This window comes from Burkholderia sp. MSMB1835, from assembly GCF_001526365.1.
Lineage (GTDB): Bacteria > Pseudomonadota > Gammaproteobacteria > Burkholderiales > Burkholderiaceae > Burkholderia.
In genome coordinates, this window is record NZ_LOYP01000052.1 from 149,524 (window position 1) to 174,584 (window position 25,061).

21 protein-coding genes and 1 pseudogene are annotated in these 25,061 nt (G+C 66.1%); 13 read left to right on the plus strand and 9 right to left on the minus strand.

Annotated elements, in window-relative coordinates:
- Nucleotides 1-39: 39 nt before the first annotated feature.
- The 5 genes from WS96_RS24780 to WS96_RS24800 all read left to right on the plus strand — a co-directional run bounded on the left by WS96_RS24780 (nt 40) and on the right by WS96_RS24800 (nt 9,295).
- Nucleotides 40-1,557, plus strand: coding sequence for an aldehyde dehydrogenase family protein (locus tag WS96_RS24780; RefSeq protein WP_059836106.1), 1,518 nt, complete (start codon nt 40-42; stop codon nt 1,555-1,557).
- Nucleotides 1,558-1,605: 48 nt separating this feature from the next.
- Nucleotides 1,606-2,940 carry a DUF3100 domain-containing protein gene (locus WS96_RS24785; protein WP_059836109.1) on the plus strand — a complete coding sequence of 445 codons (1,335 nt, stop codon included), beginning with the start codon at nt 1,606-1,608 and terminating at the stop codon, nt 2,938-2,940.
- An 81-nt stretch (nt 2,941-3,021) separates the two neighbouring features.
- Nucleotides 3,022-4,212: a M20 aminoacylase family protein gene (locus tag WS96_RS24790; protein WP_059836111.1), complete on the plus strand. Its 1,191-nt coding sequence runs from the start codon at nt 3,022-3,024 to the stop codon at nt 4,210-4,212.
- Between the two features lie 414 nt (nt 4,213-4,626).
- The gene (locus WS96_RS24795; RefSeq protein ID WP_059836113.1) at nt 4,627-6,900 is read left to right on the plus strand and encodes a LamG-like jellyroll fold domain-containing protein; all 2,274 of its coding nucleotides are present in this window, start codon (nt 4,627-4,629) and stop codon (nt 6,898-6,900) included.
- A gap of 64 nt (nt 6,901-6,964) precedes the next feature.
- Nucleotides 6,965-9,295 (plus strand): dockerin, encoded by a 2,331-nt coding sequence (locus WS96_RS24800; RefSeq protein WP_373557918.1) that lies wholly within the window; start codon nt 6,965-6,967, stop codon nt 9,293-9,295.
- 110 nt (nt 9,296-9,405) lie between these two features.
- Here the strand turns inward: WS96_RS24800 and WS96_RS24805 are convergent, their stop codons facing one another.
- The 5 genes from WS96_RS24805 to WS96_RS24825 all read right to left on the minus strand — a co-directional run bounded on the left by WS96_RS24805 (nt 9,406) and on the right by WS96_RS24825 (nt 14,848).
- Nucleotides 9,406-10,137, minus strand: a complete 732-nt coding sequence (locus WS96_RS24805; RefSeq protein ID WP_059836117.1) for an ABC transporter substrate-binding protein — start codon at nt 10,135-10,137, stop codon at nt 9,406-9,408.
- 45 nt (nt 10,138-10,182) lie between these two features.
- Nucleotides 10,183-11,463 carry an MFS transporter gene (locus WS96_RS24810; RefSeq protein ID WP_059836119.1) on the minus strand — a complete coding sequence of 427 codons (1,281 nt, stop codon included), beginning with the start codon at nt 11,461-11,463 and terminating at the stop codon, nt 10,183-10,185.
- A gap of 141 nt (nt 11,464-11,604) precedes the next feature.
- Nucleotides 11,605-12,654, minus strand: a complete 1,050-nt coding sequence (locus tag WS96_RS24815; protein ID WP_059836121.1) for an Ldh family oxidoreductase — start codon at nt 12,652-12,654, stop codon at nt 11,605-11,607.
- Between the two features lie 215 nt (nt 12,655-12,869).
- Entirely contained in the window at nt 12,870-13,787 is a 918-nt protein-coding gene (locus tag WS96_RS24820) for a LysR family transcriptional regulator (RefSeq protein WP_059836122.1), read from the minus strand.
- A gap of 161 nt (nt 13,788-13,948) precedes the next feature.
- Nucleotides 13,949-14,848 carry an AraC family transcriptional regulator gene (locus WS96_RS24825; protein WP_059836124.1) on the minus strand — a complete coding sequence of 300 codons (900 nt, stop codon included), beginning with the start codon at nt 14,846-14,848 and terminating at the stop codon, nt 13,949-13,951.
- Between the two features lie 170 nt (nt 14,849-15,018).
- On the opposite strand from WS96_RS24825, the gene WS96_RS24830 reads away from it, so the two are divergent.
- From WS96_RS24830 to amiE, 3 genes and pseudogenes are all read left to right on the plus strand, one after another.
- Complete coding sequence (locus WS96_RS24830; protein ID WP_059836126.1) at nt 15,019-15,978, plus strand: aldo/keto reductase; 960 nt, start codon at nt 15,019-15,021, stop codon at nt 15,976-15,978.
- A gap of 132 nt (nt 15,979-16,110) precedes the next feature.
- Nucleotides 16,111-17,100, plus strand: a complete 990-nt coding sequence (locus WS96_RS24835; RefSeq protein ID WP_059836128.1) for a quinone oxidoreductase family protein — start codon at nt 16,111-16,113, stop codon at nt 17,098-17,100.
- Nucleotides 17,073-17,231 (plus strand): annotated as a pseudogene (gene amiE, locus WS96_RS34930) (aliphatic amidase); the annotation flags it as partial. The gene WS96_RS24835 and the pseudogene amiE, both read left to right, overlap by 28 nt.
- Before the next feature lie 122 nt (nt 17,232-17,353).
- Here amiE and WS96_RS24840 read toward each other — a convergent pair.
- Nucleotides 17,354-18,523: a porin gene (locus WS96_RS24840; RefSeq protein ID WP_059836130.1), complete on the minus strand. Its 1,170-nt coding sequence runs from the start codon at nt 18,521-18,523 to the stop codon at nt 17,354-17,356.
- A 430-nt stretch (nt 18,524-18,953) separates the two neighbouring features.
- Entirely contained in the window at nt 18,954-19,259 is a 306-nt protein-coding gene (locus tag WS96_RS24845; protein ID WP_059836132.1) for a DUF4148 domain-containing protein, read from the minus strand.
- Nucleotides 19,260-19,547: 288 nt separating this feature from the next.
- On the opposite strand from WS96_RS24845, the gene WS96_RS24850 reads away from it, so the two are divergent.
- From WS96_RS24850 to WS96_RS24865, 4 genes are all read left to right on the plus strand, one after another.
- Nucleotides 19,548-19,742 (plus strand): hypothetical protein, encoded by a 195-nt coding sequence (locus WS96_RS24850; RefSeq protein WP_236872702.1) that lies wholly within the window; start codon nt 19,548-19,550, stop codon nt 19,740-19,742.
- Between the two features lie 361 nt (nt 19,743-20,103).
- On the plus strand, nt 20,104-20,781 hold the full coding sequence (locus WS96_RS24855; protein ID WP_059836485.1) for a response regulator transcription factor: 678 nt from the start codon (nt 20,104-20,106) through the stop codon (nt 20,779-20,781).
- A gap of 79 nt (nt 20,782-20,860) precedes the next feature.
- On the plus strand, nt 20,861-22,192 hold the full coding sequence (locus tag WS96_RS24860) for a HAMP domain-containing sensor histidine kinase (protein WP_257128057.1): 1,332 nt from the start codon (nt 20,861-20,863) through the stop codon (nt 22,190-22,192).
- A gap of 58 nt (nt 22,193-22,250) precedes the next feature.
- The gene (locus WS96_RS24865; RefSeq protein WP_059836488.1) at nt 22,251-22,934 is read left to right on the plus strand and encodes a response regulator transcription factor; all 684 of its coding nucleotides are present in this window, start codon (nt 22,251-22,253) and stop codon (nt 22,932-22,934) included.
- 78 nt (nt 22,935-23,012) lie between these two features.
- On the opposite strand, the gene WS96_RS34135 is transcribed toward WS96_RS24865, so the two are convergent.
- Together WS96_RS34135 and WS96_RS24870 are read right to left on the minus strand one after the other, a co-directional pair.
- Entirely contained in the window at nt 23,013-23,168 is a 156-nt protein-coding gene (locus tag WS96_RS34135; RefSeq protein WP_179949981.1) for a hypothetical protein, read from the minus strand.
- A gap of 69 nt (nt 23,169-23,237) precedes the next feature.
- Nucleotides 23,238-23,510, minus strand: coding sequence for a DUF4148 domain-containing protein (locus tag WS96_RS24870; RefSeq protein ID WP_059836137.1), 273 nt, complete (start codon nt 23,508-23,510; stop codon nt 23,238-23,240).
- Between the two features lie 330 nt (nt 23,511-23,840).
- On the opposite strand from WS96_RS24870, the gene WS96_RS24875 reads away from it, so the two are divergent.
- Entirely contained in the window at nt 23,841-25,016 is a 1,176-nt protein-coding gene (locus tag WS96_RS24875; RefSeq protein ID WP_059836489.1) for a porin, read from the plus strand.
- Nucleotides 25,017-25,061: the final 45 nt, after the last annotated feature.

A 25,061-nucleotide genomic window follows, 5' to 3' on the forward strand; every position in this document is an offset into this window, starting at 1 on the left:
GCCGCGATCCCGCTCGACTCACATACACGGACACCTGACATGACCCAGCACGCAGACCAGTTGCTTGCCGCCTTCGCGCATTTCTTCCCCGGTGCCGTCACGATCGGCTCGTATGTCGACGGCGAGCTCGTCGCCGGCCGGGGCGACACGATCCAGCTTTACGATGCGGCGACGGGCGAGGCCACGCTCGCCTATCGCGACGCCGGCGCAGCCGCGATCGACCACGCGGCCGAAAGCGCGCGCCGCGCGCAGCGCGAATGGTGGGCGCTCACGCATGCCGCGCGCGGCCGCGTGATGCAGGAGGTGGCGCGCGCGATCCGCGCCGAGGCCGAGGCGATCGCGCGGCTGGAGGCGCTGGGCTCGGGCAAGCCGATCCGCGACTGCCGGGGCGAGGTGGGCAAGGTCGCCGAGATGTTCGAGTACTACGCGGGCTGGACCGACAAGTTCTACGGCAGCGTGATCCCGGTGCCGACCTCGCACCTCAATTACACGCGCCGCGAGCCGGCCGGCGTGGTGCTGCAGATCACGCCCTGGAACGCGCCTGTGTTTACCTGCGGGTGGCAGGTGGCGCCCGCGGTGGCGATGGGCAACGGCGTGCTGCTCAAGCCCTCGGAACTGACGCCCTTCACGTCGCTGGCGGTCGCCAGGCTCGGCGAGCGGGCCGGGCTGCCGCGCGGCCTGGTCAACGTGCTGGCCGGTTTCGGTCACACCGTCGGGCAGGCCGCGATCGCGCATCGCGTGGTCGGCAAGGTGGTGTTCGTCGGTTCGCCGGCCACCGGCGCGCGCATCGCCGAGGCCGCCGCGCGCCGCGTGCTGCCGTGCGTGCTGGAGTTGGGCGGCAAGTCGGCCAATATCGTGTTCGCCGATGCCGACCTCAAGCGCGCCGCGCTGACTGCCCAGGCGGCGATCTTCGCCGGCGCGGGCCAGAGCTGCGTGGCCGGCTCGCGTCTGCTGGTGCAGCGCGCCGTCTACGACGAGTTCGTCGCGATGGTGGCGGCCGGGGCGAAGAAGATCCGTGTCGGCGCGCCGCTCGACGAGGCGACCGAGGTGGGCCCGATCAACAATCGCAAGCAGTACGACCACGTGATGTCGATGATCGAGAGCGGCGTTGCGGCGGGCGCCACGCTCGCCAGCGGCTCGCCCGGGCGCGTCGCGGAGGGCATCGGCGGCTACTTCGTGGCGCCCACCGTGCTGGCCGGCGTGTCGAACGCGATGGATGTGGCGCGCACCGAAATCTTCGGGCCGGTGGTGGCCGCCATCCCGTTCGACACCGAGGATGAGGCGATCGCGATCGCCAACGACACCGACTTCGGCCTGGCCGGCGCGGCGTGGACCACCGACGTGGCGCGCGCGCATCGTGTGGCCGCGCAGGTGAAGGCCGGCACCTTCTGGGTCAACGGTTACAAGACCATCAACGTGGCATCGCCGTTCGGCGGCTACGGCATGAGCGGCTACGGCCGCTCGAGCGGGGTCGAGGCGCTGTACGAATACACGCAGACCAAGAGCGTGTGGGTCGAGACGGCCGAAGCGCCGCCCACCGCGTTCGGTTATCTGTAACCACCGGCCCGCATTCGACGGCAGCCGGGCTTCAAGGGGAGACTCGTCATGGAACACGCACTGGGTATCGAGCGCCGCGAACTGGGCGGCGCGGCTACCGCCAAGGTTCTGCTATACGCGGCCGGCATCCTGCTGGTCGCCGAATGGATCGGCTCGTTCACGTTCAAGCTCGGGCCGGGCAAGGTCGTGCTGCTGCCGATGATCTGGGCGCTGCTGCTCGGCGCGGCGGTAGGGCTGGCCAGCGCGCGCTGGAACGGCAGTGCGCGCCTGAGCGTGCCCGACCAATTCTTCGCGGCCGCGATCCTGCAGCCGGCGCTGCTGCTGTTCGTCTCCAAGCTCGGGCTGATGGTGGGCAGCGCGCTGCCCAAGCTGGCGTCGGCGGGCTGGGCGCTGGCCTTCCAGGAATTCGGCCACTTCGTCGGCACCATCCTGCTCGGCCTGCCGCTCGCGTTGCTGCTCGGCATCAAACGCGAGGCGATCGGCGCGACCTTCTCGGTGGGCCGCGAGCCGAGCCTGGCGATCATCGGCGAGAAGTACGGCATGGATTCGGCTGAGGGCCGCGGCGTGCTGGCCGAGTACCTGACCGGCACCGTGTTCGGTGCAGTGTTCATCGCCGTGTTCGCGGGTTTCGTGAGCAGCCTCGGCATCTTCGATCCGCTCGCGCTGGCGATGGGCTCCGGCGTCGGCTCGGGCAGCATGATGGCGGCCGCCTCGGGCGCGATCGCCGCGCAGCAGGACCCGGAGACGGCGAAATCGGTGCTCGCGTTCGCCGCGGCCAGCAATTTGATCACCACCACCATCGGTACCTACTTCACGCTGTTCATCTCGCTGCCGCTCGCGGTCTGGGGCTATCGCGTGCTGGAGCCGTTGATCGGCCGCACCACCAGGGCCTCGGCGCAGCCCGAGGCGGCCAGCCCGTCGCTGGGCGACGTGCGGACCGAGGCGCCGGCGCTCGGCTACGGCGGCAAGCTGCTGGCCTGGATCGTGACGGCCGCGATGGCGCTGGTGTGCGACTGGATCGCCCACGGCACCACGCCGCTCGCGGGACTGCCGGGAATCGCGATCATGGTGTGCGCGACGATCGTCGGGGATGCGCTGGCGCGTGTGACGGGGCGACGGATTCCGGCGGTCTGCTGGGTATCGGTGGTGGCGATGTTCCTGACCTCGCCGTGGTGCCCGTGGGCTTCGCAGATCGCCGCGCTCAGCTCGCACAACGATTTCCTCGGCGTGACCACGCCGATGCTGGTATTCGCGGGACTGTCGATCGCCAAGGACATCCCGGCTTTCCGCCGGCTCGGCTGGCGCATCGTGCTGGTGTCCTTCGTGGCCAATGCCGGCACCTTCATCGGCGCGACCCTGGTGGCGCAACTGTTCCATATCTGATGATGCGTCGCGGCGCGGCGGCGACCGGCATGGACCGGCCCGCCGCCGTGTCGCGACGACGACAAAAGCGCTTCCCTCCGCATGAAACTGATCGATTCCATCGTCGCGCACGCAGACGAACTGACGGCGATACGCCGCGATATTCACGCCCATCCCGAGGTGGGCTTCGACGTGTTCCGCACCGCCGAACTCGTTGCGGGGCGGCTCGAGCAATGGGGCTATGCCGTCACGCGCGGCGTCGGCCGCACCGGCGTGGTCGGCACCTTGAAGCGCGGCAGCAGCCCGCGTGCGATCGGCCTGCGCGCCGACATGGATGCGCTGCCCGTGCAGGAGGCCAATACCTTCGCGCATCGTTCGACGGTGCCCGGCGCGATGCACGCGTGCGGCCACGACGGGCACACCGCGATGCTGCTGGGGGCCGCGCGCCACCTGGCGCGGCATGGCGAGTTCGACGGCACCGTGCAGTTGTTCTTCCAGCCGGCCGAGGAAGCGGGCGGCGGCGCGCGCGCAATGATCGACGACGGCCTGTTCGAGCGTTTTCCGGTGGATGCCGTGTTCGGGCTGCACAACTGGCCCGGCATCGCGGCTGGCGATTTCGCGGTGCGACCGGGGCCGCTGATGGCCTCGACCAGCCTGTTCCGGATCGACCTGCGCGGTGCCGGCTGCCACGCGGCCATGCCGCACCTGGGCCGCGATCCGGTGTTCGCGGCGGGCCAGGTGCTGAATGCGCTGCAGGGTATCGTCACGCGCAACCGAAATCCGATCGACGGCGCGGTGCTGTCGGTCACGCAGGTGCATGCGGGCGAGGCGATGAACGTGGTGCCGACCGATGCGTGGCTTGGCTGCACGGTGCGGACCTTCTCCGATGCGACGCTCGACCTGATCGAGACGCGCATGCGCGCCGTGGTGGCCGCGACGGCCGCAGCCTTCGATTGCGACAGCGAGGTGGATTTCCAGCGCCAGTATCCGGCCACCGTGAACGACGCCGAGCAGACGGCGGTGGCGGTGGCGGTGATGCGTGAGCTGGTGGGCGACGCGCATGTGAACGCAGCCGTCGATCCGACCATGGCGGCGGAGGATTTCTCGTTCATGCTGCGCGAGAAGCCGGGTTGTTATGCGTTTCTCGGGAATGGCGTGGGAGATCATCGTTTGCATGGGCATGGCGGCGGGCCTTGCCTGCTGCACAACGCCAGTTACGACTTCAACGATGCGTTGCTGCCGGTGGGGGCGAGTTATTTCGTGAGGTTGGTGGAGCGGGTTTTGGAACGGTAGGGAGGCGGTGCCGGCACTGCAGGGGGAGGAGTTGGCGCCGCTTTTCGCGACATCATGGTCAGTGACGATTTTATTTCGTAGCACGAATGGAAATGGACTGGATTCCGTGTAAGTTTTCAGGTTTCGCGTCGGTGTCGGCCGATGAAGCGACATTCGTACCTCGCAAGCGATGACGACCTTTGCTCGGTTCTGCGGCTGTACCCGACCGCTTCGCGCATTCCTCGCTCCCTGCATCACCGATGTGACAAGTGCGTGTCATCGGTGAATTTGTTATTTTTCGCTTGATTGGATCCCTATCACACTGGATAGAATGCACCCCGTTCCGGATGAATACGGAACGGATAGTACATTTTAGTGCGTTGACGATAGCTAAAAACAGGGGATCCAGACATGCGAGACAAGGGAGCATCGACGATGCTGTCCGAGGAAGTCGTCGCACTCGGCGACATCGACAATCTTGCCCGACGCCATTTCGTGATGGGGCTCGGTGCAACGCTTCTGGCCGGATGCGGCGGTGACGGCGGGAACGCGGTGACAGGCGGTGAGCGTGCATCGGCAAACAACGGCGGCCAAGCGTCCGCAGTGGCCCCGGCTTCGGACGGTATCGACGCAGGTGCGACGTCGGCAGGCACTGCCCAAACCCGCACCTTCGTGCATCCTGGCTTGCTGCATACCGACGCGGATTTCGAACGCATGCGCGCGAAAGTCGGCGCGCAAGCTTCCCCGTGGATCGACAGCTGGAACGTGCTCGTTGCCAACGGTCACACGCGCCTGACGAACGAGCCTAACCCGCAGGTCGGCATCTATCGTGGCAACGATCCGACGCATGGTCAGAACTACGGCGCCCTCTACAACGACATCGCCTGCGCTTATGGCGACGCGCTGCGCTGGAAGGTGTCGGACGACAAGCGCTACGCCGACAAGGCAGTGGCGTATCTGGACCGATGGGCCTCGACGCTGACGACGCTCGGCGGCAGCGACGTGGCACTCGCCGCCGGCATCTATGGCTACGAGTTCGCCAACGTAGCCGAAATCATGCGCAGCTACAGCGGCTGGAGCCCGGCCGGCCTCGCCGCGTTTCAGACGATGATGCGCAATGTCTTCTACCCGGTCAGCCATGCTTTCCTGACCCGTATCGACACCGCGATGGACACGCACTACTGGGCCAACTGGGGACTGGCCAATGTCGCGTGCGTCCTGGCCATCGGCGTGCTGTGCGACGATGCCGGGCTCGTCGACGAGGCCGTCACCCATTTCAAGACCGGCGGCAGTAACGGCTGTATCCGGCAAGCCGTGTACTACATGCACCCCGGCAACCTCGGGCAATGGCAGGAAGCCGGCCGGGACCAGGGGCACAGTGTGCTGGGCATTGCATTGACGGGCGCCATTTGCGAAATGGCGTGGAATCAGGGCATCGACCTGTACGGCTACGACAACAACCGCTTTCTGGCGGGCGCCGAATACGTGGCCAAGGCCAACCTGAAGCAGGCAGACGGCGCGTTCTACACGGTGCCTTTCGTCACGTATCAGAACAGCGCCGGCGTCATCCAGACGCAGTTCGCCGCCGGCGGGCAAGGCGGCGCGCTGGGACGGCCCTGCTGGGCGCTGGTGGCCAACCATTACATCAACCGCAAAGGCCTGGCGGCGCCTTACACCAAGCGCGCAGCCGAACTCGTGGCGCCGGAAGGCGGCGGCGGCAACTACGGCCCCAACAGCGGCGGCTTCGACCAGCTCGGCTACGGCACGCTCACCTGCACGCTCGACCCCGGCCCCGCTGCCGCCACGCCGACCGGCCTGACCGGCTACGCCAGCGCGGGCAAGGTGGTGCTGTCGTGGTGGGGCAGCAGCGATGCCACGAGCTACAACGTCAAGCGCGCGACCATTGCCGGCGGACCGTACAGCACCATCCGGAGCGGGGTCACCGATCTGCTGACCTATACCGACATGCCAGCCGGTGCCGGGACGTATTTTTATGTCGTGACGGCGCAAACGATTGCGGGCGAATCGGCGCACTCCAACGAAGTGAAAGTGATCACGGCGCAGCAGCTGCTTGCGCACCTCACTTTCGATGAAGGCAGCGGCATCACGGCCGCCGATCGTTCGGGCAACGGGCGCAATGGCACGCTCAACGGCGCAACGTGGGCAGCGGGGCGCAACGGCAACGCGGTCTCGCTCAATGGCTCGGGCGCGTATGTGGCGTTGCCCGACGATGTGCTGACCGATGTGTCGGACTTCACCATCGCCAGCTGGGTATTCTGGAACGGCTCGCAGACGTGGGTACGCCTGTTCGACTTCGGCACGGGCTTCCATCGCTACATGATGTTCACGCCGCGCGGGCAGTCGCGCAACGGCTGGGCCGGCATGCGCTTCGCGATGACGGCCAACGGCCCCGGCGACGGCCCTCCGGAACAGATCGTCGACGCCCCCGCCGAGTTGCCGACCAAGCGATGGGTGCATGTGGCCGTCACGCTGTCGGGGTCGACCGGCACGATCTACGTGGACGGCACGCCCGTCAGCACCAACACGGCGATGTTCCAGGCGCCGTTCCGCCTTGGCGGTACCACGCAGAACTGGCTGGGCAAATCGCAATACAGTGCCGACGCCACGTTCAACGGCCTGATCGACGATTTCCGCATCTATCGCGGTGCGCTCGACGCTGCGCAGATTGCATCGCTCATGGCGAATTGATTGCGCTGGGCCCGGTGGCGGGCCCTGCGATGGACCTCTTCCTTTAAGGACTTTTCGGATGACTATGTTTTCTCAACGATGGATCGCCGTGGCGGCGATGGCGTGTACGTTATGGGGCTGCGGTGGGGGATCCGACAGCGCGACAGGCGCGTCCAGCCTGGGTGCCAATGCCGCCGCCAAGCGTGACCAGACCGGCGGAAACGGCAGCGGCAGCAACCTGCCGGCGGCCAGCTGGACCAGCGTCAAGTGGGGCGGGGGCGGCTACGTCACCGGCCTGATCTATCATCCGACCAACGCGAGCCTGCTGTACGCACGCACCGACGTCGGCGGCGCGTACCGCTGGAATGCGACCAGCTCGACGTGGACGCCTATCACCGACGGCATCGGTTTCGGCGCAGGGGAAGGTGATTTCCACGGCGTCGAAAGCCTCGCGCTCGACCCGAACGACGATCAGCTCGTCTACATGATGGCCGGCATTACCGTGACGCAGGGTCACAACGGCCGCATCTACATCTCCAGCGATCGTGGCAACAGCTGGACGCACTACGATCTGCCGTTCCCGGTGGGCGGCAACGACAACGGCCGGGCCACCGGCGAGCGCCTGCAGGTGGACCCCAACCATCCGTCGACGCTGTTCTACGGATCGCGCACGGCCGGCCTGTGGAAGAGTACCGATTCGGGCCGCACGTGGGCGCAGGTCACGGGTCTGTCCACCACCACGATCGGCGGCGGCAATTCCCCGATCGGCGTCGAACAGGTGATCTTCGATACGTCGGGCAAGGGTAGCGGCCAGCCGACCTGGATCATGTGGGCCACCGTCGCCCCGGACTATGCCAACGCGGCGGGCCTGACGTCGACGCTGTACAAGTCCACCAACGGCGGCTTCTCGTGGACCCCGGTGCCCGTCCCGCCGACGGTGTCCGGCTACTACATCCCGCACGTCGTGCGCACGTCCGACGGCAACTTCTACGTGGTGTTCAACGCGGGCGTCGGCCAGGGCATCGGCGGACCGAGCTATCTTTACAGGTTCGGCGGCAGCAACGACGGCAACTGGACGCTCCTCAATAGTTCCAACAGCAACGGCTTTGGCGGCCTGTCCGTCTCCGGTCTGGGCTCGTCCGCCCGAATCGCACTGGGCATGACCGGCTGGAGCGACACCAGCAAGACCATCCAGCTGTCCGACGACGGCGGCAGCACGTGGCGCGAAATCGAGGCAGGCATGCCGCATACGGGCACTGCCTCGGATGGCTGCGCCGGCTGGGTGGAAAGCGTCGCCATCGACCCCGCCAATCGCGATCACGTCATGCACGTCCACGGCGGCGGTATCTGTGAAACCATGAACGCGTCGTCGCCCACGCCAATCTGGAGCCCCAAGGTCGACAACCTCGAGGAAACCGTGACGCTCGCGCTCGTCACGGCGCCGCCCGGCGCGTCGTACAACTTCATCAACAGCGCCGGCGACATCGGCACGTGGGTCAATACGGACCTGTCGGCCAGGCCGACGAAAGGCCCGTTGAACACGTGGAGCAGCGGCAATTCGGCCGATATGTCGTGGTCCGATCCGACGTACATCGCCGCCGCGGGCGTCGACAACGCCAACGGCCATGCCACCAAGGGCTTCTGGTCGGGCGACGGCGGCAATAGCTGGGCGACGTTCGCGTCGCTGCCCAACGGCGCCGCGGCAAGCCAGAGCAACGTGGGCAACCTGACGGTCTCGTCGCGCAACAACGTGACCTGGGCACCGCCGGACTCGGTGCCGTCGTACACCACCGACAATGGCGCCAGCTGGACGGCGACCAACCTGCCGGCGTTCGGCGCCACCTGGAACGGCTTCCCGCGTGCCTATCGGCTGGCCGCGGACCGCCAGAACCCGAACAAGGTCTATGCGTACGATTCGGGCGGTGCGTCGTGGAGCTGGCAGCGCGGCAAGATCTACGTGTCGAACGACGGCGGCCATACGTTCACGCTGAGCCAGGGCTCGGTGAACGCGAATCTGGCCTGGAATGCGTGGCGGGATACGTCGATGGCGGTCAATCCGAACGCGGAGGGCGATCTTTGGCTGGCCGACGGTACCGCCGTGTACCACTCGGTGGACTCGGGGGCGACCTGGGCGAAGCTCGGCGCCTTTGCGTCGGTCAACGGCACGCCGGGCGCCACCGTGATCGCGTTGGGCAAGGCGCCGACCGGTTCACCGTACTCGGCTGCGGTCTATGTGGAAGGCACGGTGAACGGCGTCTGGGGCATTTACCATTCCGACGACGGCGGCGCAACGTGGGCGCGCTTCAACGACGACGCGCACCAATTCGGCGACTCCGGCGTGATGGCCGGCGACTGGAACACATACGGCCGGATTTACGTCAATGGCGCCGCTCGCGGTCTGATCTTCAGCAATTGAGGGCGATCGGCCTGTCGGCCGTCGCTCGTCGCCGTCGGTGCGGTCCGGACCCGATCGACCGCGCGCGTATCGGACTGACGCCGAAGTCGCGACGCGTGGGCCGTATCGGCCTATGCGGCAGGTGCAACCGACGCGCCGGTAATCCCGTGCCGCGCGAGTGCGTCGGCGACGAACCCGGATGCCTTCGCTTCCTCGACGAAGGCGCGCAACGTCTCGGCTGCCGCCGCACCGCGGCGCTTCGGCAGGCCCATCGCCTGACGGATCACCATGAATCGTTCGTCGAGCAAGCGCAGGCCGGGAGCTCGACGTGCGTCTGCCTCGAGCTGTTGCTTGACGCCGGCGGCGACTTCCAGACCCTCGTCGAGGAAGGTTCGGACAACGGTCGGAGACGTCGGCGCCCGAACGATCCGCGCATGCTTCAATTCGCGCGTCAGGAACAAATCGTAAGCGCTTCCGTCGCCAACGGCCACGCGGATCGACGGCCGGTCGACCTCGTCGTTGGTGCGAATCGGCGATGCGTCGCGCACCATGTAATAGCCTTCGATCAGAACGTACGGATCGGTAAACGCGATGGTTTCGCCTCGCCGTGGATCGATGGCGAAGAAGCCGACGTCTGCCCGTTCGTCGCTGACCGCCTGAACGGACTTGCCCGCCGTATCGAAGACCACCAGTTCGAGCGCGACACCGAGCGTTGCGGCAAAGGCGTGCGCCAGATCGACCGACACACCGGTCGGGGCGCCCGAGGTGTCCTTGCCCGCGAGAATGGGATTGCCGAGATTGATCGATGCGCGCAGCTTGCCCGCAGGGGTGAATGCGCGAATGACGGATGGATCGGGTTTCATGTCGATGGTAAGAAGAACTGACGTTCATGGGTGGGCGCGGGGCCTTCAGCCGCAGACCCGCGCATCGCTCGACGCGCGTTGCGCCGGCGCTCGGGGCCTCAGCAATATCGCCACGGCGAGCACGCTGGCCAGCGCGATGCCGCCCGCGAGAACGAACGCGCTGAGGAACGTATGGCTTTCCTGCACGAGAAAGCCGGTTGCAGCCGGGCCGACGATGCCTGCGCAGTTCGCAATCGCGTGTACGCATCCGCCGACACTGCCGAGCTTCGGGCCGGGGATCGTGTCCTGGATCAGTGCCCAATAGGCGCTGCCGCTCAGATAAAGGGCAAACACCGCAATGGCCATCAGCAGCAGCGCACCGAGCGTCGTGGTCACGGCGCCGGCCAGCGTGACGCACACGCCTGCCGTGCCGAGACAGGCGATCAATACCCGCTTGCGCGCAAGCAGTGCATTGCCCGTCCGGCGAAAGATCAGATCGGACAGCACGCCGCTCAGTCCGTAGCCGACGAACCCCAGCAGCCAGGGCAGCACCGTCGCGAGACTCATGCTTTTGAGGCTCAGGTGACGGTCCATCGTCAGAAAGGTCGGGAACCACGTGAGAAAGAAAAACAGGATGTAGCTGTAACCGAAGTACGAAATCATCGCCGCGAGAATGGCGGGCTGCCTGAGGTAGAAGCCGAGCGGCCGCAGGTCGGAAGGGCTTTCGGCGACGCTTCGATCGGATTCGATCAGCCGGCGTTCTTCAGCAGATACGCGTACATGCTGGTGCGGCTTGTCCGTCGCCATGAACACCCAGAACACCAGCCAGAGCAAGCCGAAACACGCGATTCCGGCGAATGCGACGCGCCAGCCGTAAGCGGCCGTCAGCAGGCCGACTACCGGCCCCGCCACCGCGCCGCCGAGCGGCAGGCCGCAATTCGCGAAGCCGAACGCGGTCGCCGATTCCCTGTGCGGGAACCAGTTGTTCACGATCTTGTTGATCGTCGTCGCGAGCGGACCTTCGGCCATGCCGAACAGCGTGCGCACCGCCAGCAGCGATCCGAAGCCGCTGGCAAGGCCGGTCGCGCCGCATAGCAACGACCACGTCAGGACGGCGCCCGAGAAAACCCGCTTGCCGCCCCAGCGGTCCGCCGCCCATCCGCCGATGAAATTGAATGCCGCATAGCCGATGAAGAACGTCGAAAACAGCAGCCCGAGGCTGCTCGGCGACATATGCAGTTCCCGCATGACGGCGGGCGCGGCGACGGACAGCGCCGCACGGTCGAGATAGTTGATGAAGCCTGCGATGAACAGCAGCAGGACGATGCGCCATCGAATGTTTGTCACCTGTCGCTCCCTGGAGCTTGTTATGTGCTTGACGGCCGGGCGCTCGTACGCGCCATCCGGTCCGCCGCCTGGTCGGTTCGCCGCCGCGCCGCGTGTTCGGAACGGCGCGAGCGTGGCGGGCCACGCTCGCGAAGGAGGCGTTCAGCGCCCCGGATGCGCGATCGCTTCCAGCATGGCGAGCTGGGCCGCGCCGATATCGATGCCCTCCGCCATCTGGCGTTCGAGGCGGCCGAGTTCGATCTCGCCGGGCACGATCACGGGCGCGTCCGGATCGGCGGGTGTGGAGCCGTGCAGGATCGCCGCATGGTCGGCCATATGCGTGGCGAGCCATTCGGTGCTGCCGAGCCTGGTCGTATCGACGAGGATGAAGAAGTGGCCGAGATTCTGCGGTTGTTCGGGATCGTCTTCCCACGACTTGACGTGCGTGAGATAGGCCGCGCCGGAAAGCAGTCCCGCGAACAGATCGACCACCAGCGCGAGGCCGTAGCCCTTGTGGCCGCCGATCGGCAGCAGAAAGCCATCGAGCGCGGCTTTCGGATCGGTGGTCGGTTTGCCCTGTGCATCGGTTGCCCAATCGCCGGGAATCGGTTCGCCGCGCTTGAGCGCGTTGCGAATCTTCGCCCGTGCCGCGACGCTGATCGCCATGTCGAGCATGAACGGACGGCCATTCGGGTTCGGGACGCCAAAGCCGACGGGACTGTTGCCCAGGCGAGCGTCGGTGCCGCCCCACGGCGCGATCGTCGTCGTCGCGTTGCTGCCGATGATGCTGGCGAAGCCCTGCATCGCGGCCAGGTACGAATACGGTGACACGGGGCCGAAGTGGTTGCTGCCGCGCACGAACACACAGGCGATGCCATGTTCGCGTGCAGCGGTCATCGCCAGCTCGAGTGCGCGATAGCCGACGAGCGGGCCGATGCCGTTGTCGCCGTCGAGGCGGTGAAGCGCCGGCGCCACCTGTTCGGCGGTGATCGAAGGCGCGGGATTGATGCCGCCGATGCGCAGTCGCGCGCCGTACGACTCGATGCGGCTCGTGCCGTGCGTGCGCAAACCGAACAGATCGGCAAGCACGAGGATCGTGGCGGTGTCCGTCGCGTCGGCGCGCGTCAGACCGAGCGCGCAGAGTGCTTCGACGGTCAGCTCGGTCAGATGGGCCTTGCTGACGATGCCATGGGTGGGAGTCGGCTGGGTCATGGAATGCGTTGTCTCCTTCGATTTGGACGCTGTGCGGTTCAAGCGGCTGCGCACGGCAAGACGCTTGCGTTTCGCACATGATCGTGCAGGAGCGGTTCACGCAACAAACGCATATTTTCGTTCGATTGGTGCGTCGTACGCACGAATCGAATCCAGCCACCGGCCTACTCGCGAAGACCTTGCCGGGCCGCCTCGAGTCGGGGCCGGCGCTTCGCCTATGCGGCAGTGCTTGCGGGCGGCATACCGGGCGCTCGCATCTCCGTCAACAGCTGAAGGAAGAAGCGGCCAGCGGAGGACAGACCGCGGCCGCGCCGCTGGATGACACCCAGCGTTCGCCGGATCGGCGGATCGACGAGCGCGACGCTGGCCAGTACCTTGTGCGGGCCGCGGGGCATCGCGAGCCGGGGCACGACGCCGACACCCAGCCCCGCTTCGATCAGGCTCACGAGCGCGGGTACATGGCGTACCTCGCAGAACCATTTGGGCCGGTCGGCGGCGCCTGCCAGCGCTTCGTCTATGAGCGCGCGATTGCCGCTGCCTTGTGCGATGGCCAGATACTCGAGGCTGGCGAGCTCCGCCCAGGCGACGGATTTGCGTTTTGCAAGCGGATGACTGCGCGGGCAGGCGAGCACGAAAGGGTCGTCGAGCAGTGGCGTGAATTCGATGTCCGGCTCCTCGGTGCCGACGTAAGTCAGGCCGAAATCGGCTTCCCCACGCGCGACCGCGAGAAAAACCATCGACGACGGCTCGTCGATGAGACGAAGGCGAATGCCCGGATAACGCTGATGATAGGTCGCAATGGTTTCCGGAAGGAAGTAGCGCACCGCCGACGGCACGCACGCGACCGTGAGTTCGCCGGTCATCTTGCGTGCAAGATCGTCGAACTCGAGCATCGAGTTGTCGACTTCGTTGAGGATGCGGTGCGCGCGCTCGAGAAACCCGCGACCGACGATCGTCAGGTCCATCTTCCGCGTCGTTCGCTCGAACAGTCTGACGCCCAGCACCTCCTCGAGTTTTTCGATCCGGCGCGACAGCGCGGACGCCGACAGATGCAGTGTGTCGGCCGCCGCGCGAAAGCTGCCGAGGTCGGCCGTCGCCACGAAGGCCCGCAAGTCCGATATCTCGAAATTCATTCCGTGATCGCCGCGATGGAAAGGGATGCTCAGTTTCAGTGCGCCGACGGGGGCTGTCAATTCGTGCGTACGACACACGAATTCGCCGGCGCGATCATCCCGTGTTGCGACGCGCCACGCCCGTTGTTGCGCGGTGCGCGGCGTGCGAAGCCATTTCCAACTCAAGTGACCGTTGCCAAATCCGCCGAAGCGCGCAGGCGAGCGATGTCGCGTGCCGGCGACTCTCCAAAATGACGGCGATATTCGCGGCTGAACTGCGACGTGCTCTCGTAACCCACGCGGAACGCGGCGGTCGTGACGTCGATGTCGTGCACCAGCATCAGACTGCGCGCCTGCTGCAGCCTGAGTTGCTTCTGAAACTGCAACGGCGTCATCGCCGTCACGGCGCGAAAATGCTCGTGCAGGCTCGACGGACTCATGCCGGCTTCCGCGGCAAGCCGCTCGATGCTGAACCGTTCCCGGAAATGCTTGCCGAGCCATGCGATCGCGCGACCGACCTGAGCCACCCGGCCCTGGCTGGCGGTAATCTGGCGCATCCTGGCGCCGTCGGGGCCGGCGAGCAGGTGATAGAGGATTTCCTGCTCGGCAAGCGGCCCGAGCACGGGCAGCCCGGCCGGATCGTCGAGCAGGCGCAACAGGCGCAGCGCCGCGTCGAGCAGGCCGGCGCCGGCGTCGGACACCGTCTTGCCGATCGACGGAGAGGGCGCGTCCGGCGGCGGAGGCACGCGCAGTGCGAGGTCCCCCAGCATGACCGGATCGAAATCGAGGTACAGGCACAGGTAGGGTTTGTCGGGCGTCGCGTCGACCACGCGGCCCGTTGCCGGCAGGTCATAGGTCACGACCCCGTAGCGCCCCGGTGCGTATTTGAAGATGCGCTCGCCGAGCGTGACCTCCTTGTGTCCCTGCGCGACGAGGCAGAGTTGCGGCCGGTAGACATTCGGCATCGGCATCGTCACCGTGGACGATCGAACGAGCGTCACGCGCGCGATCGGGGTGGCCTCGAAGCCATCTGTCGAGATATGCCGGGCAATGACGGAAGCGATTTCGGTCAGTGTTTCCATGCGTCCGACTATCGCATGCCACGCGGGAAGGCGGCAATGCGAACCTGATTCCGGAGGATCGTGCAGCTATTTCGGGGTATCAGGCTCACGGTTCGGCGGCGCGGTACAGCATAGTGTTCGTGGCAGCCGGGGCACGGCAAACCCGGTCGCCAGACGAACAGGGATCCGACATGACTACCGACAATCCGATGACACCCACGATCGCGCTGGGCACGTGGGCCTGGGGCGACAGCGGCGAGGCAGGCGATGGCTACTTCGGCAGCAGCCTCACCCGGGCTGGCCTGGAAGCAGTCGCCGACAAGGCCCATGCGGCCGGATTCGGCTTCTGGGACACCGCCATGGTGTACGGGATGGGCCGTTCGGAGACCGTACTCGGCGAAGTGCTGAGGCGCTTCGCGCGCAGCGACTACCGGCTTTCCACGAAATTCACCCCGCAGGCCGCGGGAACCGGCGCCGATCCGGTGGCGGACATGCTGCAGCAGAGTCTCGCCCGCCTCGGTACGGATTACATCGACCTCTACTGGATTCACAATCCGGCCGATGTGGCGCGATGGACGCCGCACCTGATTCCGCTGCTCGAGAGCGGGAAGATCAGGCACGTCGGCGTCTCGAATCACGACCTGAGCGAAATCGAACACGCCGACCGGATTCTCGGCGAAGCCGGGTTTCGGGTCGAAGCCATCCAGAACCACTACAGTCTCCTTTACCGCGATTCCGAACGCGCCGGCATCCTCGACTATTGCCGCAATCGCGGCATCCCGTTCTTCGCCTATATGGTGCTCGAGCAGGGCGCGCTGAGCGGCAAGTACGGTCCGGCGCATCCTTTGCCGGCAGGCAGCAACCGGGCGCAGACCTACAATCGCATGCTGCCTCGGCTGAAAGCGCTGACGGACGCACTCGCCGCGATCGGGCGGACGCGCGGGGCAGCAGCGTCCGATGTCGCGACGGCCTGGGCCATCGCCAAGGGAACGACGCCGATCGTCGGCGTGACGAAGCCCGATCATGTCGATGGCCTGGTTCGAGCCAGCCGCATCGCGCTTGCCGCCGACGAAATCGCCGAGCTGGAAGCGCTCGCCGCCGCTGCGGACGTGAACACGCGCGGCTGGTGGGAACAAGAGATGCAGGCCTGAATGCCGTGCGCGCAAGCGTCGCCGACGTCGATGCCGATGTCGTGCCGCCCCGCGTCGACGCACCGTTTCGTCGATGCGCCGCGACGGCGCGCGCATGTCGTTCGAACGTGATCAAACGAAGGAGACGTGCTCATGCGAGCCATTCAGATTCATGAATACGGCGGCCCCGACGTGCTGCGTCGAGTGGATATCGACGTGCCGAAGCCGGGCGCGGGCGAAGTGCTGGTGCGTGTGGTCGCGGCCGGCATCAACTTCATGGACGTTCATACGCGGCAGGGGAAGTACCGCGATTCGCGCAGCTATCCCGTGCGGATTCCGTGCACGCTCGGCATGGAAGGCGCAGGGGAGGTCGTCGAGGTGGGGGCGGGCGTCACATCCGTGCGCACCGGCGATCGTGTCGCGTGGTGCATCGTCTGGGGGGCATACGCCCAGTATGCAGTCGTACCCGCCGCGCGGCTCGCACGCATCCGGGACGACATTGCGTACGATCTCGCCGCAGCAGCGATCTTTCAGGGTTCGACCGCGCATTATCTGCTCGACGACGTCGGGAAGCTCGAAGCCGGCATGACCTGCCTCGTCCATGCGGCCTCGGGCGGTATCGGCCAGTTGCTGGTGCAGTTGGCGAAGCGGCGGGGCGTCGAAGTGTTCGCCACGACGAGCACGGCCGACAAGGCCGCGATCGCGCGTGCGCGCGGTGCGGATCACGTGCTGCTCTACGAGAACGGCGGCTTCGCGGACCGCATCCGCGAACTGACCGACGGTCGCGGCGTGGACGTGGTGTTCGATGCCGTCGGCAAGACGACTTTGCGCGACAGCCTCCGCGCGACCCGCGTGCGCGGGCTGGTCGTCAACTACGGCTCGGTGACCGGCCCGATCCGCGATTTCGATCCCTACGAACTCGGCGAAGCCGGCTCGCTTTTCCTGACACGCCCGCGGCTCGCCGATCATCTCGCCGACGCGGTCACCGTGCAGCGCCGGGCCGACGACGTGTTCGCCGCCATCGCGCAGGGAGCGTTGCATGTCGAAATCAACGGGCGCTACACGCTGGACAACGTCGAAGAAGCGCATGCCGCGCTCGAGGAGCGCCGCCAGTCGGGCAAGGCAGTGATGGACATCGGGTAGTCCCCGCCGGGCATTCATGCGACGCAGACGCCGGGCCGGCGATGCGCACGCGCCGCCGTGTCGAAGCGCTGACGCGCGCTACGCCCGGCACGCCGGCGTGTCCGATCGAAGGCATCCCGCACGAGGACTGAGTACGTGTGCCCGCGTGTAAGCGAGCGAATTCATGAAGATGAATCGCATCGCATGCCGATCGACATGCCGGCGCCCGCACCGAAGCCGCGCCGAGCGGGTTCCGGTGCGGGCGTCTCGCCGGCTAGAAGCGATGCAACATGCCGATTCGATAAACCATCTGGTTCGGCCCGGACGACGCGGCAGCCGATGCGTCCACGATCTGCGCTTCGTCAAAGCCGGTGCCGGTACGAGCGCTGACGACATGCTGCCACGCACCTTGCAGATACAGCGAAGTGCGCTTGCTCAGGTCATAGTCGAGCATCATGCCGATCTGGTGCCACTTGGGGACATATTTCGTGTCGGACGTGTACAGATGCGCGATGGTGAACGTGTAGGACGCGCCCAGCCATAGGGCGTGAGTGAAGTAGTACTGAGCATTGAGTTCGAAGTTGTCGAATTTCCACGCATTCCACGTCGCGCCGTTCTGCAGGGTGGAATCGTCGATCCATGCATTGCCGGTGGGGTTGTAGACATCGACATGGGACCACGCGGCGCCGACGAGTACGTGCGTAAACTGGTAGGAAGCCGCTACGCCGATGTCCTGCTGGGACGACCCGTTGAAGAGATCGCCACCGTTGACCGCGCCACCCGCGGCGAGCCCCGGATTGTCGAGCTTCAGGTAGGACGCCGCCGCGGTCAGGTTGCCGCTCTGGTAGTTCAGCGTGGCGCCCCAGACGCGATTGTCCGAGAATCCGCCGGGCTGGTTGCTGAAGCCGTACATCGCTTCCGCCGTGAGTCCGCGGTATGTCGGAGTGACATACTTGACGGCATTGTCGACGCGGAAATCCCAGTCCGTATTGTCGTTGTCGAACGGGGGGGTAGCGATGTCGCCCGCCCAGTTGCCGGCCGCCGTGATACCGCCGAAGCCGAGCGCGTCGACGCTGGTGTCGTACTGGCGTCCGAGCGTGAGCGTGCCGTACCGTGAAGACGACAGGCCCACGAACGCTTGGCGGCCGAACATGCTCGAGTCCTGACCGAGCTTGCCGCTGTTCACGTTGAAGCCGTTTTCGAGCTGAAAGATGGCCTTGTCGCCGCCGCCCAGGTCTTCACTGCCTTTCAAGCCCCATCGGCTGCCGAATGTGTCTCCGCTCGACATCTGCCAGGCGCGATGGCCGCCTGCGTTGCTCGTGAAGTTGAGTCCTTCGTCTATCAGCCCGTATAGCGTGATGCTCTGCTGGGCGTGCGCCGCACCGGCGAGCAGGAGTGCCGGCGCGAATGCGAACCAGCACGGTTTCATCGATTGACGTTTCATTTCGTTGCCCTGATGGTGTGGTTGGGTAGTCGGCGCCGGATGGCGCTGACGTCGATGTCGTCCCGAAATGCGATCTCGGCGGACGAGGCAGTGTAGGCAGAGGAAAAGCGGGCGCCGCAACGTGCATGGAAAGACTCTCTTTCAGTATTCGAAAGTCTCGTGCGGCGATGGGCGTCACGCGCAAAGATAGGGGTGCTTTGGAGTCGTCTGGCGTATCGAACGCTTTGCGATGTGTCGTTTTCCGTTTTTCGCCGGTTGACATGAAGATTTTATTCGCGTGACACGTCGACATATCGGAACGGAATGTCGGGGCAAAGCGTACGAGGAAACGGTCGCGCGTGCCGTCGACGATCGGGTCGCATCAACCCAAAAAAATGCGCGCGGCCGCGAGGCTCGCGCGCAAACTCGGAGAACGTGTGCCGCAAAGGAATCAGTTGCCGTTCGACGCGACGGTATGGGCTGCACCGGCACAATCGTGCTGATACTTCTGCATCAGGCGCGCCTGTGCCGAATCGATGTCGTCCGGATAGCTGCTCTCGTCGCCGGACGACGGGTTGTAACCGACGGACTCCAGCTCGTTCAGTTCGTTGACGAGCTGCCGGTGGGAGACCGGGCCTTTCGTATGCACGAACGGATAGTCATGACATTGCGCCGACGTGAGCGTCGTCTCGGCATGCGCGCAGACGCTCAGTGCGAGCATGGCGGCGCAGACGACGTAACGGACGGGATGATTCATCTTCGGCTCCTGGATAGCGTTGGGTAGAGGCCGTACGGCAGGATGCCTGCGTCGGCCGCGAGACGAAGATTAGGCACGCCGGACTAGCTAAACGGCAGCGCGATGATGAAAGATGTTTTAGGCACGCGCGGATCCGTCCATGCCTCGGCTGCCGCATGGGAATCTAAAGAATCCTTCATGTGCGTGTTTCCGGATGGTTAGGCGCTGCGGCGTATCGTCGAGCGACGAATCGATCGATGCCGTGCGCCGCGCGGTACACCCTGGGGGAATGCAATGAAATCGACGGTCGTGACGACTGGACTGGTCGCGCTGATGTGTGCGTCGCTGCCGGCGTTCGCGAAGGTGCAGGGAACCGGGCTCGCGATCGCCGACGTGACGCTCGCGCATGCGAAAGCCGAACGGACGGATCGCGCGATCGACGCCGCACGCGATCTCGCATCGCATCGTGCGGACGGATCGGGCACACGATCTCGCCCGCGCTGATCGCGCGTTGCGGCGCTCGGTTCTTAGCTGGTCGCGCCGGCCGGTGCGCATGGATGGTCGCGGTACGGCATCGTGTCGCAAAGGCCCGCATGCCGCGCCGTTCCCGGCCTCCGTTGCGACGGCGCACCGGACAGGATCGAAGACGGCCTGGACGCCATGCTGCCGGATATGAAACTTTCTTCACGAAGCCGATGTGCATCTTTTACGCGTGCGCGCATAAGCTCTGCACGAGCGCGTTCGGTCGTCGGATATCGACGCGCATACGTCCCTTCGACGAAGACGAGAATCGTACATGGCATCATCCGCTTCCCCGGGCAACGAGCCCGTCTCGCGTGACACGCTGGCCGAGGAGCGTACGGCCATCGCGCACGTCCTCACGATCGAGGACGACGAAATCGCCGCGAACGAAATAGTCAGGGCGCTGGAGGGGCGCGGCTTTACGGTCGAATGGGTGGCGAACGGGCGCGACGGGATGGCGCGCGCGCTCGGCAACGAGTTCGACGTGATCACGCTCGACCGGATGCTGCCGGTCGTCGACGGCCTCACGATCCTGACCACGATGCGCAGCGTCGGGGTTCGCACACCCGTGCTGATGCTGAGCGCGCTCGGCGATGTCGACGAACGGGTGCGCGGGCTGCGTGCGGGGGGCGACGACTACCTGACCAAGCCGTTCGATCCCGAGGAAATGGCCGCGCGCCTGGAGGTGCTGCTGCGCCGGAGCCAGGCCGCGCCGGCTCCGTTCGACACGACGCTGGTCGTCGGCCCCCTCAAGCTCGACCTGATCTCGCGCAAGGCGTTCCGCGACGGCGAAGAAATCGCGCTGTTGCCGACCGAGTATCGCGTGCTCGAATACATGATGCGCAATGCCGGGCAAACCATTACGCGGACGATGTTGTTCGAGGCCGTATGGGGCTATCACTTCGATCCCGGCACGAACCTGATCGAAGTGCACATGGGCCGGTTGCGCAAGAAGATCGATCCCCCCGATGCGAAGCAGATGATCCAGACGGTACGCGGCGCGGGGTATCGCCTTGGCTGAACCGGCTACCGCGGCGTGCGCCGCCCATCAAGTCCAGCCGGCACCCGCGCGACGCTGGTACTCGAGTACGTTTCGGCTGGTGTCGGTCTATGCCGTCACGTTCTCCGTGTCGGTCATGCTGCTGCTCGGTTTCATCGCATCGGTGATCACGCACGACATGGAGCGGGAAACCGACACGGTGATCGATTGGCAGATGATCTATTTCGATTCGATACGGGACGACCAGCTTGCTGCCGCGATCCTGCACCGGATCGAGCACGAGCGGATGCATACCAACTACTACGGGCTCTTCACCGCGGACGGCACGCATATTGCCGGCGATGTGCTGGCGTTGCCCGCCGGCCTGCAGCCGAACCGCAGCGGCGTGACGCTCGATCATACGATGCCGATCGCGGGAGACCAGGTGCCGCCGGTCGTCCGCACGATGGCGGAGCGGCGCGCAAACGGCGACGTGCTGGTGCTCGGACGCGACCTCACGCACATCCTGCGAATCCGCGCGGCGATCATCCAGGCGCTGGTCGGCGGCGGGCTGCTCTGTCTTGGCACGGGCGTCGTGGGCGGCCTGATGCTCAGCGTGCGGCAAATGCGGCGTCTGAAGGAAGTTCGGCACATCACCCAGTGCATTGCGCAGGGCGATCTCGGCCAGCGGCTGCCGGTGGGCGGACACGACGAGATCGATCTGCTGTCCCATCTCGTCAATCACATGCTCGAGGAGATCGAGCGGCTGATGAACGAGGTAAAGGGCGTCTGCGACGGCATCGCGCATGACTTGCGGACGCCGCTTGCACACGTGCACACGCTGCTCGCGCAGGCGGCGCAGCGCGCGGAGCGGCTCGACGATGCCGTGCTGGCGCGTCTCGTCTCGCGTGCACGCAACGAGGCCGACGTGTTGCTCGATCGTTTCCGGGCGATGCTGCGTATCGCCGAAATCGGTTCGTTGCAGCGGCGCGGCGGATTTGCGGAGCTGTCGCTGGAGGATCTGGTCGTGGACGTCGCGCAGTTGTTCGAACCGCTCGCGGACAGCCGCGCGATCCACTTCGTGCAGTCCGTCGAGCCGGTGGCGCGGATTCACGGCGATCGCGCGCTGTTGTTCGAGGCGCTGAGCAACTTGCTCGACAACGCGCTCAAGTACACGACGGCGGGCGATACGGTGCGCCTGGAACTTCACGACACGCCGTCCGGTCCGCGCATCGACGTGATCGACAACGGCCCGGGCATCGCAGCCGACGAACGCGACGCGGTGCTGCGGTATCGGTACCGCAGCCGCCGCACCGGGCATCTCGCCGGGGCCGGCCTCGGCCTGAGCATCGTGTCGACGGTCGTCAACGTGCACGATTTCACGCTGCGGATCGGCAATGCCGCGCCCGGCACGCGCGTGACGATCGAATGCTGGCCGAGGTCACTGGGATGACGGCCGTCGGGACGACGCTGCACGCGATCGCATGTTGCATCCGCAAGGCCGCCTGACGATGCGCATCCTGCTCGTGACTTCGCCGCATCCGGAAGCGTCGTGGCTGCACAAGGCGCTGCAGGAAAGCGGGCACAGCGTGCAGCGCACCGACGATCCGCGCGACGGCCTGTTCCTCGCGTCGCAGGAGGCGTTCGACGCGCTCGTCGCGACTGCGTTCGAGCCCGGCGGCGAGGCTGCGTTGCTCGGGATGCTGCCGCGTTTCGTTGCCGACGGCGGCGGCGCCGCGCTCGTGGTGCTGATCGGCGAGGCGTCGGCGCGCGAACGCATCCATATGTTGCGCGCGGGCGCCGATGCATGTTTCTGCGCACCGTATTCGTTCATCGAGCTGCACGAACGCCTGGAGGCGTTGCAGCGGCTGGCCGGGCCGCGCGATGCGGGTCGTTCGATCGCGGGTGCGTCTGCGGTCGGGACACTCGCGCGCGAGCTCAAGGACGGCAAGCTGCGCCTCGCCGTGACGCGCCGGGAATTCCTGTTGCTCGAATGCCTGATGCGCCATCCGAACGCGCCGGTGCCGCGCGACCAATTGATTCGGTATGTATGGCAGGACAAGGAGGATGTCGATCCGTCGAGCGTCAATCTCGTGGTGTCGCGACTACGCCGTAAGCTCGCGCGGCATCTGCCCGACGTCCGCATCGATACGGTGAGCCGCTATGGCTACCAGGTGACGCTGCCGGACGCATGAACGCGCGGTGTCGGCCGCGCAACCGACGCGACGGGCGCCCTGCCGGCGGCAGCGCGCCCGTCGTGCGCCGTCGTGCGTTTACGCGCCGAAGAAGGGCACGCAGAAGTCGGGCGGGCCGACGCAATTGCCGGGGCCGTCGGGCTGCGCGGAGGCACAGGCGGACAACATGACGCCGGCGGCGATCGCGAGGAGCGTGAGACGGGCTGAACGGGCGAGCAGGGGAAGCAGCTTCATGGATGGCGGGTAATTCGGGGAACAGCCGGCGTGAGCCGGGCAGCGCGCCCGGCCGCACGGTCGCACTCATCAATGCGAATAGAGCGTGGAGTTCAGGTACTTGAGCTGCCCGTCCTGTTCGGCCTGCACGAGCTCGGCATGGACCTCGGCGCGGGTCTTCTCGTGGATCGGCTGGCCGTAGGGCGGCACCCACTGGCCGGCGGCCTGAGTGCCGGGCGTGCCGTCCTTGGTGGCGGCCGGCGACATCCGGATCGGCTGACTGCCGGTCAGGGCAAACGCGGGAACGGACAGCGTGCCGATTGCCGCAAGCATGGCGGCGACGACGATGTTGGCGGTTTTCATGTTTGGAGTCCTCATGATGATCGAATGGGCATATCCCCGGGGCGTGGCGTGTCGATATCGGCATCGCGCCCGGGTTGAGGACAAGCATAGAAGAGGGGTGTTAGCGGATCGGCATACGCAACGTGAAAAGAAATTCATGCACCGACGCGCATTCGCGGGGACGTGAAACCGGGATGTCGTCAAGATGAAGCAGGTTTCATTTTTCGGGCCGTTTCGATAACGGCGCTGTCATGCCCGCTGCCTAAATTGGGCGCCATCGCATCGCGCACGAGCGGCGATGTCGCGCGGGCCGGCGATGCGAGCAGACCGATCCACTCCAACGAAACCATCATGAAGAAATATCTGGCAATTCCGGCAGCCGTCGCGTGCCTGCTGGCGAGTTCGGCGCATGCGCAGAGCAGCGTGACGCTGTACGGCACGATCGACGCGGGCCTGGACTACATCAGCAACCAGAAATCGGCCGCTGGCGCGGGGCCCGTCTACGGCCTGCAGAGCGGCAACGTCAGCACGTCGCGCTGGGGGCTGCGCGGCAACGAGGATCTCGGCGGCGGCCTGGCCGCCGTGTTCACGCTCGAGAACGGCTTCAACGTCGCGAACGGCAAGTTCGGCAATGGCGGCGACGAGTTCGGCCGCCAGGCGTGGGTCGGCCTCGCGAGCCGCCAGTGGGGCACGGTCACGCTCGGTCGCCAATACGATTTCCTGGTCGACTTCGTCGCGCCGCTGTCGGCGACGGGGTCGGGGTTTGGCGGCAACCTCGCCGATCATCCGTACGACAACGACAACCTCGCCAACGACACGCGGATGAACAACGCGGTGAAGTTCCGCAGCGCGAACTACGGCGGCTTCACGTTCGGCGGCGCGTACGGCTTCAGCAATCAGGGCGGCGGGTTCAGCAACGACAACGCATACAGCGTCGGCGCGCAGTATGCGAACGGCCCGGTCGACCTCGCCGTCGCGTACCTGCAGTCGAACCAGCCGGGCGGCGTGAACGCGCCGCAGAACACCGGCGGTTCGCTGAGCAGTTCGGATGGCGACGCGATGCTGGCCGGCGGCCGCTGGCGCACGTTCGGCGCCGGCGCGCACTATGCGTTCGACCATGCGTCGATCGGCGTGGTCTACACCAGAACGATCCTGAACGACCCGCGCGAGCTGTCGCAGGGCGGCGCATACGGCCGTGTGAACGGCCAGTTGCTGACCTTCAGCAACTACGAACTGAACGGACGCTACTTCGTCACGCCGGCCTTCTCGCTGGGCGGCGCCTATACGTTCACGCAGGGCCGCTTCGACGATGCGGGCCACAGCATCGCGCCGAAGTGGAACCAGTTCATGCTGCAGGCCGACTATGCGCTGTCGCGCCGCACCGACCTCTATCTGGAAGGCGTGTACCAGCGCGTGACAGGCGCCGACGGCGTCGCGGTGCTCGGCAACGCAGGGATCTTCAACCTGGCAGCGTCAGACAACGATCGTCAGGCCGTGGTCGCAGCCGGCATCCGCCACAAGTTCTGAGCCGCCAGTCCGGCGTAAAAAAAACGGCACCCGTCATTGCGGCGG